This is a genomic window from Psychrobacillus sp. FSL K6-2365 (genome assembly GCF_038003165.1).
Lineage (GTDB): Bacteria > Bacillota > Bacilli > Bacillales_A > Planococcaceae > Psychrobacillus > Psychrobacillus psychrodurans.
The window spans coordinates 761,039-777,106 of the sequence record NZ_JBBOOO010000001.1 but is presented as its reverse complement, the minus strand read 5'-3'; the positions used below and the strand labels follow the sequence as shown (position 1 = coordinate 777,106).

Here is a 16,068-nt window from a genome sequence, read left to right as displayed (position 1 = left end):
CAGTTATATTAATGGTCTGCTGACACTTTATGTGACATATAAACCATTGTTAACATAACGAAAATGAACGCTTGGATTCCGCCTATAAATAGAGAGAAACCTTGCCATGCCATTGCTGGGATAATTGCCCCAACAAAGCCGAAAGCCCCATAACCTGTTGCTAAACCTGCGATTAGTCCTAAAAGAACTTCACCTGCATAGATATTACCGTAAAGACGAAGACCGAGTGTCAACGTATTTGCGAATTCCTCGATAATTTTTAATGGGAATAAAAACGGCATTGGCTTTAAGTATGTATCTACTGCGTAGCCCTTCATACCTTTCATCTTTATTCCATAATAGTGCGTTAAAATGATAACCATTACTGCTAGCGTCATCGTAACTGTTGGATCTGCCGTTGGGGATTTCCACCATAGAATTCCATCATATGAAATGGAGAATGGAAGCCCTAATACGTTCGCTACTGCGATAAACATAAGAAACGTTATTCCAAGAACATGGAAACGTCCGCCAGTTTGCCAGTCAAAGTTACTTTTAATGATCCCTTTCACGAAGTCCATTATCCACTCCATGAAGTTTTGCATACCAGTGGGCTTCATCTTTAAGTTTCTAGTTGATAAAAAGGCGATCAAAAATACTATCAGTGAAGTCACTGCTAACATTAAAATGTTGGACCAGTTCCCTGTCATCCCTAGAAACTCAAATGTGGGATTTGCATGTTCCACGATTAATTCACCTCTCTTTCACATTCTCATTGCTGATTTTTTACTAGAAACATAATACGTTCTACAACAAGTAAAACATAGGGAATCATTAATCCGATAACTGTACTGATGAGATGGAAATACTCCGGAAGGGCAAGTGCAATTGCTACAGCGGCAACACCCGAAGCGAATCGTAATGTTGTGCCTAAACCTGCTCGTCCTTTTCCACTTTCAAGCACACGATCAAATTTCTCCATTCTACGGACTAGAATCCAGAAATTATACAAACCAAATAAAGAACCAAGTGCCAAGCCTGCAAAAATTGTCGAATAAGGTGTTAAACCCCAACCTAGCGCACAAACTGCAAGCAAAAAGAACATATACTTCTTTTGCTTCGTAAATATACTTTGCATTTCTAGCATTGATCTTTAATCTCCTGAATCATATTTTCGAATGGTAGCAATTACTGTCAACTTGTAACTGTAAAGTTAACAAGAAAACATATTACTAGTATTACTGGAGTGGTTCTATTATCCCTTTCATTCACATCTCAGTGAATGAGTTAGAACCGATAAGCTGTGAGAGAATCGCAGAATACAATGCTTTCCCTTTAAATAGGACGTCTAAGTACGACGTAAAAAGAATCCTCACAGTTTTTCCTTATTAAGTAAAAACTGTGAATCTAGTAGAAAGTTAATCTGACGAGTGTTTCAAGCATGAAACCCCTATCATGATTATCCTTTGTAAGCATACAATAGGGGCAAAATGATGTCAATTGCTTAGTGAGAAAAACTTAGAATAGTAAATCTTCCCGACATTTTATTGACAAATTTAAAAATTTCACTACAATTGGATAATTTTTGAAAACAATATTATTTTGTACCAAACAAACGGTCACCGGCATCCCCTAATCCAGGAACAATATATCCGTGATCATTTAGTTTTTCATCTAGAGCTGCGATATAAATATCTACGTCTGGATGTGCTTTTTGAAGAGCTTCCACTCCTTCAGGTGCTGCGATTAAACACATAAACTTGATGCTAGTCGCCCCACGTGTTTTAAGAGAGTTAACTGCTTCGATTGCTGAACCTCCTGTAGCAAGCATAGGATCAACTAAAATGAAATCACGTTCTGCTACATCTGCAGGAAGCTTCACATAATATTCCACCGGTTTTAGTGTTTCTGGATCGCGGTAAAGACCAATATGTCCTACTTTTGCGGCAGGAATTAACTTAAGAATTCCATCGACCATTCCTATTCCAGCACGTAATATAGGAACTATCCCTAATTTTTTCCCTGCAAGCACTTTAGATTTTGTAAGTTGAACTGGAGTTTCTACTTCTGTTTCCTCCAATGGCATTTCTCGCGTAATTTCAAACGCCATGAGTGTAGCAACCTCATCCACTAATTCACGAAACTCTTTTGTACCTGTTTTTACATCGCGAATATATGTAAGTTTGTGTTGGATAAGAGGGTGATCAAATACAAATACTTTTGGCATACAGCAGCATCTCCTTCGATTTTATTTAAATTCTATTAATTATACCAAAAAACGTGAGATACAAACAGTAATCCCACGTTTTTAATATTGCGTCTATTTTCTCCAAGTCTAGAGGTTTGTAAACCACCATTGAGAGTAAGTTAAAGGTCTTAGTAATATTTTCTTCATAAACTATGCGCTGCTCAAATCCTAGTGCCTATCTTCTAATGGAAATATCTATCTAAAAATATGAGTATTTTATTTGTAGATAGAGGATAATGGTGGATTGGAAAGGGTTCTCAAGTAAATTTCTATTGAGAGAAAGTTACCAACACGGCACGAAAATAAATTATTATCTCGCAGTAAAATTTCTTCTTATTAACACTTCCTAATCGGGTATCCGCTGCCAAAAATCTAGTCACGGTAGGATTAAAGAGCTCAGAGAATAGAGTTACTTTTGTAATAAATTTCCGTTTCGCAAGTAAAACCTCTTCGAGAGCAAGTATTTGAATAAGGAAAGCAAGTACCAGCTAGAGGTGAGCAAGTATACTTCTATTGAGAGCAAGTAAACAACTCAACACCGCAAGTAAATGGTTATTTTGCAATAAAATATCCTATTGGCACTTCCTAATCGTTTTGTGCTGACGCAAATCTAGTCTCTGTAGGATTTAAGAGCTCAGAGAGTAGAGTTACTTTTGTAATAAATTTCCGTTTCGCAAGTAATACTTCTTCGAGAGCAAGTATTTGAATAAGGAAAGCAAGTACCTGGTAGGGGAGGGCAAGTAAACTCCTAATGAGCGCAAGTAAACAACTCGACACCGCAAGTAAATGGTTCTGTTGCATAGTCACGGTAGGATTAAAGAGCTCAGAGAATAGAGTTACTTTTGTAATAAATTTCCGTTTCGCAAGTAAAACCTCTTCGAGAGCAAGTATTTGAATAAGGAAAGCAAGTACCTGGTAGAGAAGAGCAAGTAACCCCCTGATCTAAGCAAGTAAACAACACGACATCGCAAGTAAATGATTATGTTGCTATAAAATCTCTCCTTTTAGATTGAGACTTTCTATAATTGATAAGGAAATTCGTACGAAAAATGAATAATTGTCGATTACGAGGTTTCTTCAGTTATTCTGGTGCCTTACCTGATTGTACAGGTGGTTCTCCCCTAGATTCTTCATAACGTTTACCGGCAATATCAGTACACAAAAAAAGCCAGCTACTGTAGTGAAGTAGCCGGCTTTAATACTATTTATTTATTCGTATAATGGGAAGTTGCTTGTTAATGTGGCAACTCTTTCTTTTGCTTCTTTTAGGACTTCTGCATCCTCAGTATTTTTTAATAGTTTTGCAATGATAGATGCGATTTCTTTCATTTCTGCTTCTTTAAATCCACGAGATGTAACAGCTGGTGTACCGATGCGAACACCTGAGGTGATGAACGGACTTGCTGTATCAAATGGAATTGTGTTTTTATTGACTGTAATTCCGACCTCATCAAGTACATGTTCTGCTACTTTACCAGTTAGCTCAAGAGCAGATACGTCTAGTAGCATAACATGGTTGTCTGTACCACCAGAAACGATACGGATTCCTTCTGCAGTTAGACTGTCTGCTAACGCTTTAGCATTAGCAATTACTTGTGCTTGGTAATCTTTAAACTCTGGTTTTTGAGCTTCACCAAACGCCACAGCTTTAGCTGCAATTACGTGCATTAATGGGCCACCTTGAATTCCTGGAAAAATCGTTTTATCAATTTTTTTCGCGAACTCTTCTGTAGTTAAGATCAATCCACCGCGTGGTCCACGTAATGTTTTATGTGTTGTAGATGTTACGAAATGCGCATGTGGTACTGGGTTAGGATGAAGACCAGCAGCTACTAAACCTGCGATATGAGCCATATCTACAAATAGGTAGGCACCAACTTCATCTGAGATTTCACGGAATTTTGCGAAGTCAATAGTACGAGAATATGCACTTGCTCCAGCAACGATCATTTTCGGCTTATGCTCTAACGCAATAGCACGAACTTCTTCGTAATCGATTAGTTCCGTTTCTTTGTTAACACCGTACTCGATAAAGTTATATTGAATACCACTAAAATTGACTGGAGAACCATGTGTTAAATGCCCACCATGAGACAAATTCATCCCTAGGATTGTGTCGCCCGGCTGTAGTGCAGTCATGTAAACTGCCATATTAGCTTGAGAACCTGAATGTGGTTGCACATTGGCGTGTTCAGCACCGAAAATTTCTTTCAATCGATCGCGTGCAATATTTTCTACTACATCGACATGCTCACAGCCACCATAGTAACGTTTACCAGGGTAACCTTCTGCATATTTATTGGTCAGTACAGAGCCTTGAGCTTCCATTACAGCCTCTGATACGAAGTTTTCTGATGCTATTAACTCAATATTCGATTGTTGACGCTTTTTCTCTGCTAACATTGCCTCATATACTGCTGGATCTTGTGATAAAATTTTCTCCACTATTCGTTCCTCCTCCAAATTCATCCGTAAAATGCACGCTCTCCGCCAATTAGCTTAGGACGTGTTTTCGCAATCGATACGATTGCTTCCCCAATTTTTTTTATGGACAAGCGAATTGGTACAGCAACTGGCTGAAGCTGCATACCAATCAAGGTTTGTCCTATATCAATGCCTGCATGTGCACTTACATGCTCGACTACAACAGGGTCATTAAAATGTGTGTATGCAAATGCAGACATAGAGCCACCTGCACGAACTACTGGAATAACTGATACTTCTGGTAATCTATATAGTAATTGAGTTTTTCTTTCCATTGTTATGGCGCGATTAATATGTTCGCAGCCTTGAAAAGCCAAATGGATATTGTTGCGGTTTGCAAATTCTTGTAAAGGGGTGAATAAAACCTCGGCAACTTCTAAACCGCCTGCAGTTCCAATTTTTTCACCAATAATTTCTGAAGTCGAACATCCAACTACAAACAAATTATTTTCATGAAACACTATTTGCTGCTCCACTTCTAAAAGAAGCTGTTCGATTTGTTCTACCCACAAACTTTTTGCTTCCATAAGGAATCCCTTCTTCTATGCGTTTTCTATTTCTGTAATTTTTTCTACTCGACGTAAATGACGTCCACCTTCAAAATCCTGTGCAAGCCAAGTTGAAACTATTTCTCTTGCAAGCCCTGCTCCAATTACACGCTCACCCATTGCAATAATGTTAGAATCGTTATGATTTCTAGTAGCCTTTGCAGAAAATACATCATGAACTAATGCACAACGGATACCTTTTACCTTGTTTGCAGCAATAGACATACCTATACCAGTACCACAGATTAAAATACCACGATCGAAACTACCATTTGCCACACCTTCTGCTACTGGCATTGCAAAGTCTGGAAAATCAACAGAATCATTACTTTTTGGTCCAAAATCTTCATATGATAATCCTAATTCTTCAAGAAGCTGCATAATTTCCTGACGAAGATTATTTCCGCCATGATCGGAAGAAATTGCAATTTTCAACTCGTTCCCTCTTTTCTGTTATCCCGGTTTAACAGTCTGTAGAATCCCCACAAATTTTTCAAAAGAAAATTAAAAGAAACAGGTGAAGGATAAACAGCCTGTAAATCCAGATTGATTTAACTAACCATCAATGGAAGATGAAGAAAAATCCACTGTTGGAAGTTTCACTTTATTACTCCTTAACATCATACCATTTTTCTATATAAAAAAACACAACTCACACAAAGTGAGTTGCATTATTTCCGCTAAATTTGACTAGTTTCCGAAAATTTTAAAGAAAAAATTTAATAGAACAAATAATAATCACTAAAAACCGAACATTATTTTATTTATACAAGATTAAGTTCGTGTTTAATTTCTAGCTTTAAATTCCATTCAGAATTAGTTTGTTTTCCGATCAAATTGAGATATTACTTTAAATAACTCTTCCGATTGTTGCTTTAACCCGAATGATACGGATTCAATTTGCTCAATGGAACGAGCTTGTTCATCCGTAGCACTGCGAACCTCTTCTGCTCCTGCGGATGTTTCTTGGGCAATAGCAGCTACTTCTTGTGACTGGCGCGCCGTACTTTCTATATTTGTTAATTGTTTCTCCACTAGAGAGGAAATTTCAACCACCGATTCCGCCATCTCATGAATCTTTGCAGACATTCCTTCAATTGCTTCATTTGTTTCGGAAACACGTTTAGCTTCCCCAACAGCAAAGCTTACTTGGTCCGTCATCTGATGAACGACTGTTTGTACATCTGTTTGTATTGCTAATATCAATTCAGAAATACCTTGTACTGCTTTAGCACTTTCATCTGCTAATTTACGAACTTCCTCAGCAACGACAGCAAATCCTTTACCGTGTTCTCCAGCACGTGCTGCTTCAATAGATGCATTTAGTGCAAGCAAATTCGTTTGTGCCGCAATATCTCCAACCAACTGAATAATACTTTCTACTTTCCCTGCATTCTCTTCTAATTGATGAACATTTCCAAGTGCAGCCTCATTACCAGAAGCAATTTTTTGAATCCCGTTTACTAACGATTGAATAACATCCGTAGTTTGAGATAAACCTGTTATCATTTCTTTAGATTGTTCAGAAGATTTTTCTGCACGAAGATTTACCTCTGAAGCTAATACTCGTACGTCTTCTACTGATTCAGCTGTTTCTTGAACTGCTACTGCCGACTGCTCAGCGCCTTCTGAAATTTGCGCTATCGTATGTGCGATTGCTTCTGCTTGCTCTGAAGCCGCGGATGATTCTACTGAAAGCTGTTGTACTGTTTTATTTGTTTTGTCAAAGTTATCTTCTATACTTTGCACCATTTCTCTTAAATTCACTAACATAGACTGAAATGCGATAGCTACCGACTGTATCTCATCTTTCGATTTCGGTACCTCGACATCAACACCAATTTTTCCTTCTGAGGCTAATATTGCGACTTTTTCTAAGTTGAATAAAGGCTTGATAAGAAGACCGCTGAAGAAATAAGCTAGAATACCAGACCATAAAATTCCAAGTGCATATGTCGCAATTTCAAATCCCCAAGAATTCGTTGCTCCATCAAACAATAACGGTTGTATAAAGCGGATAAATAAAGCACTTGTTGTATACGTAATTAATGCCAAAATAGCTACAAATAGCACAATCTTCTTTTGAAGACCAAAACTGTGCTTTTTCTTTTTTTCGTTCATCCCATTTCCCCCTGTAGTTTTTTCACTAGTTCATCTGTTAATACTTGTAGTTCTCGCAAAGTATTTTCATATGTAAACAAATCTCCCCCATATGGATCTGATACATCCTTGACATCATCAGGGGTTACAAACTCTTTGTACATATACACTTTTGAAATTGCATGAGGGAAACCTAAAATAATTGCGTGTTTGTGAGAGGCAGTCATTGTTAGGATAAGGTCTGCCCAGTCTACTAGCGTCTCATCTACCGCAGATGAAGTATGCGTAAATGGAATCATTTCCTTTTCTAATACTAATTGGCTGTTCCGAGATATATGCGCGCCTTGCGTAGCATAGATGCCAGCAGAGCGAACCCCCATACCATCGATGTTTTGAGACTTTAATAACGCCTCGGCAATTGGACTCCGACATGTGTTACCTGTACAAACAAACAGAATATTCATAGATCTATTTCCTCATCTCTAGTATATATTAATTAGTCCTATAATTGTTTTAAAAATTGTTAAATATTTCGTAACGTGAGAATACCCATCAACAAAATAAGCACTCCTGCAAGTCTTAAAATAAGCGCTCGGTTCATAAATGTATGTTTAAATATAACCTTTTGCGCTATAAATACGGCAATATAGGAAAAAAATCCGGCACTTAATATAAATACAAACTTTTCTAATTTAAGCATACCAAACGAAACACTTACTGAAAAGGTATCTAAACTCGCAAATACCGCAAGTAAGTAAGGAGACAGAAGTGGTACCTGTTTTGGAGATTGAGCTAAAATCATTTGTAATCCTACTAGCGATAAAAGAATACCTGATAAGTAAGGACTTGCATACGCCAAATAGTTCTGTACGACCACACCTGCATAATATCCGATTAACGGAAAAAGCATATGTAATGATGCCACCCATGCAGCCAGTGTAAAAATTTGCTTACGATATACGACCAATGAAAATAAAATAAGTACGTCTACAGACATTAAGGCGCCTGCTAAAATTTCACGCCACAAAAAAATCTCCCCCGTCTATTTGCATATTTAAATGTATGCAAGTAGACGAGCGAGAATACGATATTAGATATGAAACCATTTACCATTTGCTGCTTTTTCCAGACGATTCATAATTGCCATTCCGACTCCTTCTTTAGAGAGAACCGGCACTAGAATAATATCAACATCTGTTTCATCACAATTCCTTAAAGCCTGATACAGTAAGTGTCCTGCATCACCCAGTTGATTTTCTTTACCTAATGAAAAGAAGTAGTCTCCTTTTATCTGACTAAATAAATCACTGGCAATTATCGCTACTTTTTTCTGTTCACTATGTATTTTTTTTACTGCTTGTTGGACTTTCGTTATAGAATTTTCTATTAAATAGACCGGAGAATCAGGTGCATAATGTGCATATTTCATACCTGGTGCCCGAGGTGCGTCCTCATGATCTGTTGATTTTGCTACACTGACTTGCCCAATCACTTTTTCTAACATTTCTTTCGTCACTCCACCTGGACGAAGAATTGTAGGTGTATCACTCACAAAATCTATTACAGTAGATTCTAATCCTATGCCTGTTGTTCCACCGTCTAAAATAAGGGGTATCTTTCCAGCTAAATCATGGAATACATGCTCCGCTTTTGTGGGACTTGGTTTTCCACTTTTATTAGCACTAGGAGCAGCAACAGGTTGCTTTAATTGCTTTAATAATTCTAAGGCCACAATATGTTCTGGCATTCTAACGCCTACTGTTTGTAGACCTGCCGTCACATTTTTCGCCAAAGTATCTGGTTTCAGTGGCAGGATCAGTGTTAATGGACCTGGCCAAAACATATCCATACATACTTCTGCAAGTTTTGGTATATCGTGAGTAAATGCACTTATCTCCTCTTTGGAACCAATGTGGACGATGAGTGGATTATCTTGCGGTCTGCCTTTAGCTTCAAATATTTTAGCTACAGCTTCTTCACTTGTGGCAATCGCACCCAATCCATATACAGTTTCAGTTGGAAAAGCTACTACTTCCCCTCTTGTTAATAAATCCACAGCCTGTGTATAACTCGACTTATTTGTTGATAAATTATCCACAATTGTAATTGTAGTTATCATGTTAGTTTTGCTCCTTCCCTCTGTACTTATCCACAAAATGTTGATAACTTTCAGAAAATTGTTAGTAACTATGTGGAAAACTTCTTTTTTAGCCATTCCCATACCCAGAATTTAGGTTTTTCTTCTTTCACTTCATCTTTATAGCATACCTTTGGAAAAAGTGCGCACCACCAATTATCCCCTCTTGCATTACCAATAGAAATAACAATCGATTCTGTCATCACTTGGGAAGAGATTCCTTCCTGCCAAACTTTCGGTGGAAAACTTGCCAACCCTTTAGTAATTGTAATATTAGTGTTTAAAGAGCTTGATAGTTTCTCAATAGCTTGTTCTAAGTCGCTATACGTTTTTTGTGGATTATTTTCGTAGTTTAATAAAATTGGTTCTATGTGGTGTTTCACGTCATTTTTCACTTGTTGGTCTTCGATTGTATTGCTATTTGCTATTAGTCGGAAACGAATACCTTCTACTTCTTCTCCTTGTTGAAACAGTAAAAACAAACAAAATTGAATTAGTAATAGCATCCATACGAAGAAAATCGCTGCATCTATTTGTTTTCCAATGCTTGGTGCTTTTTTAATCTCGTAATCTGGTAACATATAACATTCCTCCTTAGGAACATTGTTACCAGTAGATTCATATTTTATTCAGCGATTAAGTGAAATCTTAAAAAAATTATTACTAATTACCGAAATCCCCAAAAAAGTTGATTCTCACTCTAACGCACTTTCATATTTTGAAGCAAGTTTAACAATTCGGAACAGGCGGACGCCTTCCTACTGGGCTTTTAATTCGAGCACTTATCGCTTCGCTATCGATGCAAAAAAAATATTTGCTGTTCCCGCTGGAGTCGTCACCTTGCGTTCCAATCAACAATAGAATCATTGAGGGCAAATTTAAGAAATGTTCGCTTTAATTATGAGTTTGACTTTATTGTACAAAAAACAAAGCGATTTTTTTGATTAATATCCTGTACGATTTCCACATCTGCTAACGGGAAGGCATTTTGAAGCATTTTTTGGACAGCTGGACCTTGGGCATAGCCAATTTCAAAACCTATGAAACTTGGAGCATTCATTATTTCAGGAAGCTTTTCTGTCATTTTTCTATATAACTGTAGACCATCCTCTGCAGCAAATAGAGCAAGATGTGGTTCATAATCTATCACAGTGTCCGACAAGCTTTCAGCTTCATGTGATCCGATATATGGAGGGTTAGATAGTATAATATCCCATTTTTGATCTGCTATAGGTGCTATTAAATCCCCTTGCTTAAATTCTACTTTCGCCTTTAGGCGTTCAGCATTCTTTTTAGCAACGACCAAAGCTTCAGTGGAAATGTCTGTTGCAGTCACCTCAGCACTTGAAATTTCCTTCTTGACTGTTAAAGCTATAGTACCACTGCCAGTTCCAATATCAGCAATTTTTAATGTTTTATGTTCCTCAAATAACCTAGCGACTCTTTTTTTGACTTCTTCAATCAGTTCTTCTGTCTCTGGTCTTGGAATCAACACATGCTCATTAACTAGAAAATCACGACCATAAAAAGTCTCTTGTCCAGTGATATATTGGAAGGGACGACCAGTTGCGTGTTCTTCTATATAAGCCCAGAAGGTTTGATAGGCTTCTGGAGTTATTTCATCGTATATAGTCATCATTAACTCGGAGTAGTTCTTCTGCAAGACATGCTGCAATAAGTAGCGAGCAACTTCTTTTTCACGTTTATTTTCCTCTAAAAAAGAAGAAGCCCGTGTTAGGGCCTCAAAATTTGTTTTACACATTTGTATCGTTCATTCTCTCTAATTTCTCTGCTTGATCTTCCATTATTAATGCATCGATCACTTCATCCATCTTACCTTCTAGGACCTGATCGAGTTTTTGCAAGGTCAATCCTATGCGGTGATCCGTTACACGATTTTGTGGATAGTTATACGTACGAATACGTTCAGAACGGTCACCAGTTCCTACTGCTGATTTACGTACTGCATCATATTCCGCTTGCGCTTCTTGACGGAATTTATCCGCTACGCGGGCACGCAGAATTTTCATTGCTTTTTCTCTATTTTTGATCTGCGATTTTTCATCTTGCATGGAAACGGTAATTCCTGTAGGTAAATGCGTCATACGAACCGCAGACATTGTTGTATTTACTGATTGTCCCCCAGCACCTGATGAAGCGAATGTATCTACACGAACGTCCTTCTCATGAATATCCACGTCTACTTCCTCTGCTTCAGGTAGTACTGCAACAGTAGCTGTAGAAGTATGAATACGACCGCCAGATTCTGTTTCTGGCACACGTTGTACTCGGTGTGCACCATTTTCATATTTCATTTTTGAGAACGCATTTTTTCCATTAATCATAAAAATGATCTCTTTGAAACCGCCAAGACCAGTTGGATTAGATTCCATAATATCTATTTTCCAACCCTGAGTTTCTGCATATCTGCTATACATGCGGAACAAATTCCCTGCAAATAACGCAGCTTCATCTCCACCAGCAGCCCCTCGAATCTCCATAATAACGTTTTTATCATCATTTGGATCCTTTGGAATCAACAACAGTCTTAGTCGCTCTTCCAATACTTCGATTTGGTCTTCTAATTCACCCACTTCTTCTTTTACCATATCTCGCATATCTGCATCTAGCTTTTCCTCAAGCATTTGCTTCGAGTCTTTATATTGGCTTTTAACTTCTTTGTATTCACGATATGCATCTACAGTGTCTTGCAAATCCGATTGTTCTTTTGAATATTCTCTTAGCTTATTAAGATCATTGACCACTTCTGGATCACTAAGCAATTCATTTAAATTATTGTAACGATCTTCTACCGATTGTAATCGATCAAACATCGAGCTCACCTCGTTCGTTTAAGTCTATATCATTCCTATTATAAAGAAAAAGTAACTTTCTCGCTACTTTTTCTGTAAAGGTTGGTTGGAAGTCTTCCTATTTTTAAGGAAAACTGGGCAAAAAAGACACTTAATCCTCTAAAAACAGAGACGTAGATATGCCGTTGATTGTAGCAAAGGGTAGAAGCTTTCCGTGGGCACGGCTTCAGCCGCTTCGCTCAGTCCAGGGTCTTCAGATCGCGCTATTCCCACTAGAGTCGCCGCCCTGCGCTCCAATCCCCTAGGTCCACTTTAATCAGATAATTGGATATAAAACCACCTAAATATACAAGTTTTATCTTAAAATAAGTAATAATGAAATGAACTCTGTTAAAAGATAATCTACTTGCTTCTTCCATAATAAAATAGTATACCTAATCGGACAGACGGTTTTATCACTAGATTAACTTTAATTGCTCTTCTTATCAAAGCGATAAGCTATGCTATATCTTCGAGTATAGTACTACGCATTATCTTGATTGTAGTGGACGGCGGCGACTCCAGCGGGATGAGTGAGACAGATGAGAGATCACAAAAACGCAAAGCGACGGTGATAACTCATCGCTCCCCCCGCGGAGGCCAACAGGAAGTTGGTCACGAAGGCGTTGTGGCCCACAGGATGTGGGTTATGCAATCGTTGCTGCAGGACGCAGCGAACTTAGATTGCCTTCCTTTTGAGAGGTGGCGCTCTTAGCCTTCGTTCCTTTGTAACCGACTGAAACGGAAATCAGTAGTATTATTTAAATCTTTAAGAATTCATACATTCTTTTAAAAATCCACTTCACAGAAAAAAGTGAAGTGGATTTACCGTATCTTAAAGTGGTGGATTACCGTGACATTTTCTGCATACCGGATAGTAGGAGTCGTTGCCGCCTATATGGATTTGTTCGCCAGTGTAAACTGGTTTGCCGTGGTCGTCTACCCGTAGGTTCATGATTGCTTTTTTGTGACAGAACCAGCATATAGTTTTCATTTCTTCAATTTTGTCTGCGTAAATAAGCATGTAACGGCTACCTTCGAAAAGTTCATTTTGGAAGTCATTTTTCAGTCCGAAGCCCATTACCGGAATGTCTAATTCATCGACTATTTTGGTTAGTTGTAGAACATGTTCCTTTGTTAAAAACTGCACCTCGTCAATTAAAACGCAGTATGGCTTTGTGGATTCTGCCTGAACTAATTCAAGTAGGTTCGTTTCATCATAAATAGCTGTTGCTTTCCTTTTCAATCCAATTCTACTAGACACATGACCGACTTCGTCACGAGTATCTATTCCTGGTGTGAATATTAAAACAGGCTTGTTTTGTTCCTCGTAATTATGAGCAACTTTTAAAATTTCGATTGATTTACCACTATTCATTGCTCCATGTTTATAAAATAATTGCGCCATGATTTATCTCCTTGTGTACTATGTATTTCTTCTATTCATTTATAACATACACTTACTGTTATCGGAAATCATATTAGCCTTAAAACAAAAATACCTGTAAAGCATGAAGCCCTACAGGTATTTCGGTATTAGTTTTCTTGGTTTTCTTCTTTAATGCCGTATTTTTTGTTGAAGCGATCCACACGGCCATCAGCTGCTGCGAATTTTTGACGCCCAGTGTAGAATGGGTGACATTCGTTACAGAACTCGACTTTAATGTCATTTTTTACAGAACCAGTTGTGAATGTGTTACCACATGAACATGATACTGTTGCTTCTTTGTAATCGGGATGAATTCCTGCTTTCATCTCTATCTCTCCTCTCGCCCTGAACCATCTGGAACAGAGTTGGTTATGATACTGATACCTTACACGATCCGATTGATGTCAATCGCATATGTAGCAGAAAATTGTGATGTTACGATAAATATAATATCATCTTTGGATATTAAATGCAATTGTTTAGTTTAGAGTGTTACTTTTCCACTGCGATGTGCTTTCATTTCTACAGCTAATTGTTCAAAAAATCCTTCGTTTGTTTTTGATTGGCGAAGTTTTCTTAAGAAACGTTCTGCGAAGTCAGATGAATCGGAGAATGTCTTACGAATTGCCCAAAGTTTGTCCAGTTGTTCTTTGGGAATTAGTAACTCTTCTTTTCTTGTTCCGGATCGACGAATATCGATTGCTGGGAAAATACGACGTTCTGCAAGGCTTCTATCTAAATGAAGTTCTAAGTTACCCGTCCCTTTAAATTCCTCATAAATAACTTCGTCCATACGAGATCCAGTATCAACTAATGCAGTAGCAAGAATTGTTAAGCTTCCACCTTCTTCAATATTGCGTGCTGCTCCAAAGAATCTTTTTGGACGATGGAATGCTGCTGGATCAATACCACCTGACAGTGTACGACCACTTGGCGGAATAACTAAGTTGTACGCACGAGCTAAACGTGTGATGGAGTCCATCAAAATAATCACATCGCGTTTATGTTCAACTAGTCGCATTGCTCTTTCAAGTACGAGCTCTGCCACTTTTACGTGATTTTCTGGAACTTCATCGAATGTAGAGCTTACTACATCAGCTTTAACGGAACGCTCAATATCAGTTACTTCTTCTGGACGCTCATCTATTAATAAAACAATTAGCTCTGCATTTGGATGATTCGTTGTAATTGCGTTGGCAATTTCCTTAATAAGTAATGTTTTACCAGCTTTCGGTGGTGCCACAATCAATCCACGTTGCCCATAACCAACAGGAGCTACCAGATCCATGATGCGAGTCGATAGTTTATCAGGAACTGTTTCCAATACGATATGACGATCTGGATATAAAGGTGTTAACCCTGGAAAATGTACTCTTTCCTTCGCTACCTCTGGATCTTCCCCGTTTACTAATTCTACATGCAGCAGTCCATAATAGCGTTCACTTTCTTTTGGCGGTCGCACTTTACCCGTTACTTTATCCCCGTTTCGCAGATCAAATCTTCTAATTTGAGAAGCAGAGATATAGATGTCTTCTGAACTAGGTGAATAGTTAATCGGACGTAAGAAACCGAAACCCTCTTGTTGAATAATCTCTAGTACGCCTTCCATGAAGAAAAATCCTTCTTGTTCAGCACGAGACTTTAGAATTGCAAAAATAAGTTCTTTTTTTGAAAGTTTACTATATGCGGCTACTTTAAATTTTCGCGCAAGTGCATATAGTTCTTTCAGAGTCATGTTTTCTAACTCATTAATTGTTGTTTGTGTCATATGGAATGCACCACTCTTTATTATATTTTATTGTTTAACTCAATTTGATAATAGTATTGTAAATTATGAAATTCGAATAAGGTTGATCCCCGCTTCAACGCACTTTCATGTTTCGAAGCTAGTGTATCATTGCAGAAACAGGCAGACGGCTTTTCCGTGGGCACGGCTTCAATCACCTCGGACCAACAGGATGTTGGTTACAAAGGAGTCTCCACACGTGACATACTTTGCCTTTTGTTTCTCTTAAACGTTCCTGCTGGGCTTTCAGTTCCTCCTGTACTCACTGGAGAAGCTATCTTAAGCTCCAATCAACAAAATCGAATTTTATAAAAACGAAAAAACAATTATATTATCACGTAAATACTCGTGTTTTTTAATTGAATTAAGTAATTATGAAATTGACTCGTTTTCTAATAATTGAGATGTTGAAGAAAGAAGTTTTATAAGAGGTTACCCGACGTCCTTGGATTGGTCACAGGGTAAAACATAAGGAAAGATTCTTATTTTACATATTTAGACAGTA

General features: G+C 37.9%; 16 protein-coding genes. All 16 read right to left on the bottom strand.

Annotated features, from left to right (window positions below):
- Positions 1-8 precede the first annotated feature (8 nt).
- Positions 9-725 carry a F0F1 ATP synthase subunit A gene (gene atpB / locus MKY29_RS03970; RefSeq protein ID WP_340879040.1) on the bottom strand — a complete coding sequence of 239 codons (717 nt, stop codon included), beginning with the start codon at positions 723-725 and terminating at the stop codon, positions 9-11.
- 26 nt (positions 726-751) lie between these two features.
- Positions 752-1,126 (bottom strand): ATP synthase subunit I, encoded by a 375-nt coding sequence (locus tag MKY29_RS03965; RefSeq protein ID WP_093493835.1) that lies wholly within the window; start codon positions 1,124-1,126, stop codon positions 752-754.
- 450 nt (positions 1,127-1,576) lie between these two features.
- A complete protein-coding gene (gene upp, locus MKY29_RS03960; protein WP_090565628.1) occupies positions 1,577-2,206 on the bottom strand; it encodes a uracil phosphoribosyltransferase in 630 nt (209 codons plus the stop codon).
- 1,230 nt (positions 2,207-3,436) lie between these two features.
- The gene (glyA, locus tag MKY29_RS03955; RefSeq protein ID WP_340879039.1) at positions 3,437-4,696 is read right to left on the bottom strand and encodes a serine hydroxymethyltransferase; all 1,260 of its coding nucleotides are present in this window, start codon (positions 4,694-4,696) and stop codon (positions 3,437-3,439) included.
- Positions 4,693-5,238: a TIGR01440 family protein gene (locus MKY29_RS03950; RefSeq protein WP_340879038.1), complete on the bottom strand. Its 546-nt coding sequence runs from the start codon at positions 5,236-5,238 to the stop codon at positions 4,693-4,695. The genes glyA and MKY29_RS03950 overlap by 4 nt, the downstream gene beginning before the upstream one ends.
- Before the next feature lie 15 nt (positions 5,239-5,253).
- Positions 5,254-5,694: a ribose 5-phosphate isomerase B gene (rpiB, locus tag MKY29_RS03945; protein WP_090565634.1), complete on the bottom strand. Its 441-nt coding sequence runs from the start codon at positions 5,692-5,694 to the stop codon at positions 5,254-5,256.
- A gap of 381 nt (positions 5,695-6,075) precedes the next feature.
- Positions 6,076-7,380, bottom strand: a complete 1,305-nt coding sequence (locus MKY29_RS03940; RefSeq protein ID WP_090565635.1) for a methyl-accepting chemotaxis protein — start codon at positions 7,378-7,380, stop codon at positions 6,076-6,078.
- Entirely contained in the window at positions 7,377-7,823 is a 447-nt protein-coding gene (locus MKY29_RS03935) for a low molecular weight protein arginine phosphatase (RefSeq protein ID WP_093493827.1), read from the bottom strand. Before MKY29_RS03935 ends, MKY29_RS03940 begins: the two co-directional genes overlap by 4 nt.
- Positions 7,824-7,882: 59 nt before the next feature.
- On the bottom strand, positions 7,883-8,386 hold the full coding sequence (locus MKY29_RS03930) for a manganese efflux pump (protein ID WP_090565639.1): 504 nt from the start codon (positions 8,384-8,386) through the stop codon (positions 7,883-7,885).
- 63 nt (positions 8,387-8,449) lie between these two features.
- Positions 8,450-9,478: an L-threonylcarbamoyladenylate synthase gene (locus MKY29_RS03925; protein ID WP_340879037.1), complete on the bottom strand. Its 1,029-nt coding sequence runs from the start codon at positions 9,476-9,478 to the stop codon at positions 8,450-8,452.
- A 68-nt stretch (positions 9,479-9,546) separates the two neighbouring features.
- Positions 9,547-10,077, bottom strand: a complete 531-nt coding sequence (locus MKY29_RS03920; protein ID WP_340879036.1) for a stage II sporulation protein R — start codon at positions 10,075-10,077, stop codon at positions 9,547-9,549.
- 317 nt (positions 10,078-10,394) lie between these two features.
- Positions 10,395-11,258, bottom strand: a complete 864-nt coding sequence (gene prmC / locus MKY29_RS03915) for a peptide chain release factor N(5)-glutamine methyltransferase (protein ID WP_241595139.1) — start codon at positions 11,256-11,258, stop codon at positions 10,395-10,397.
- Positions 11,251-12,330, bottom strand: a complete 1,080-nt coding sequence (gene prfA, locus MKY29_RS03910) for a peptide chain release factor 1 (protein WP_090565648.1) — start codon at positions 12,328-12,330, stop codon at positions 11,251-11,253. Before prfA ends, prmC begins: the two co-directional genes overlap by 8 nt.
- Positions 12,331-13,183: 853 nt before the next feature.
- Positions 13,184-13,756, bottom strand: coding sequence for a thymidine kinase (locus MKY29_RS03905; protein WP_241595137.1), 573 nt, complete (start codon positions 13,754-13,756; stop codon positions 13,184-13,186).
- A 128-nt stretch (positions 13,757-13,884) separates the two neighbouring features.
- Positions 13,885-14,103, bottom strand: coding sequence for a 50S ribosomal protein L31 (gene rpmE, locus MKY29_RS03900; RefSeq protein WP_090565653.1), 219 nt, complete (start codon positions 14,101-14,103; stop codon positions 13,885-13,887).
- A gap of 158 nt (positions 14,104-14,261) precedes the next feature.
- Positions 14,262-15,545: a transcription termination factor Rho gene (rho, locus tag MKY29_RS03895; RefSeq protein WP_090565655.1), complete on the bottom strand. Its 1,284-nt coding sequence runs from the start codon at positions 15,543-15,545 to the stop codon at positions 14,262-14,264.
- Positions 15,546-16,068: the final 523 nt, after the last annotated feature.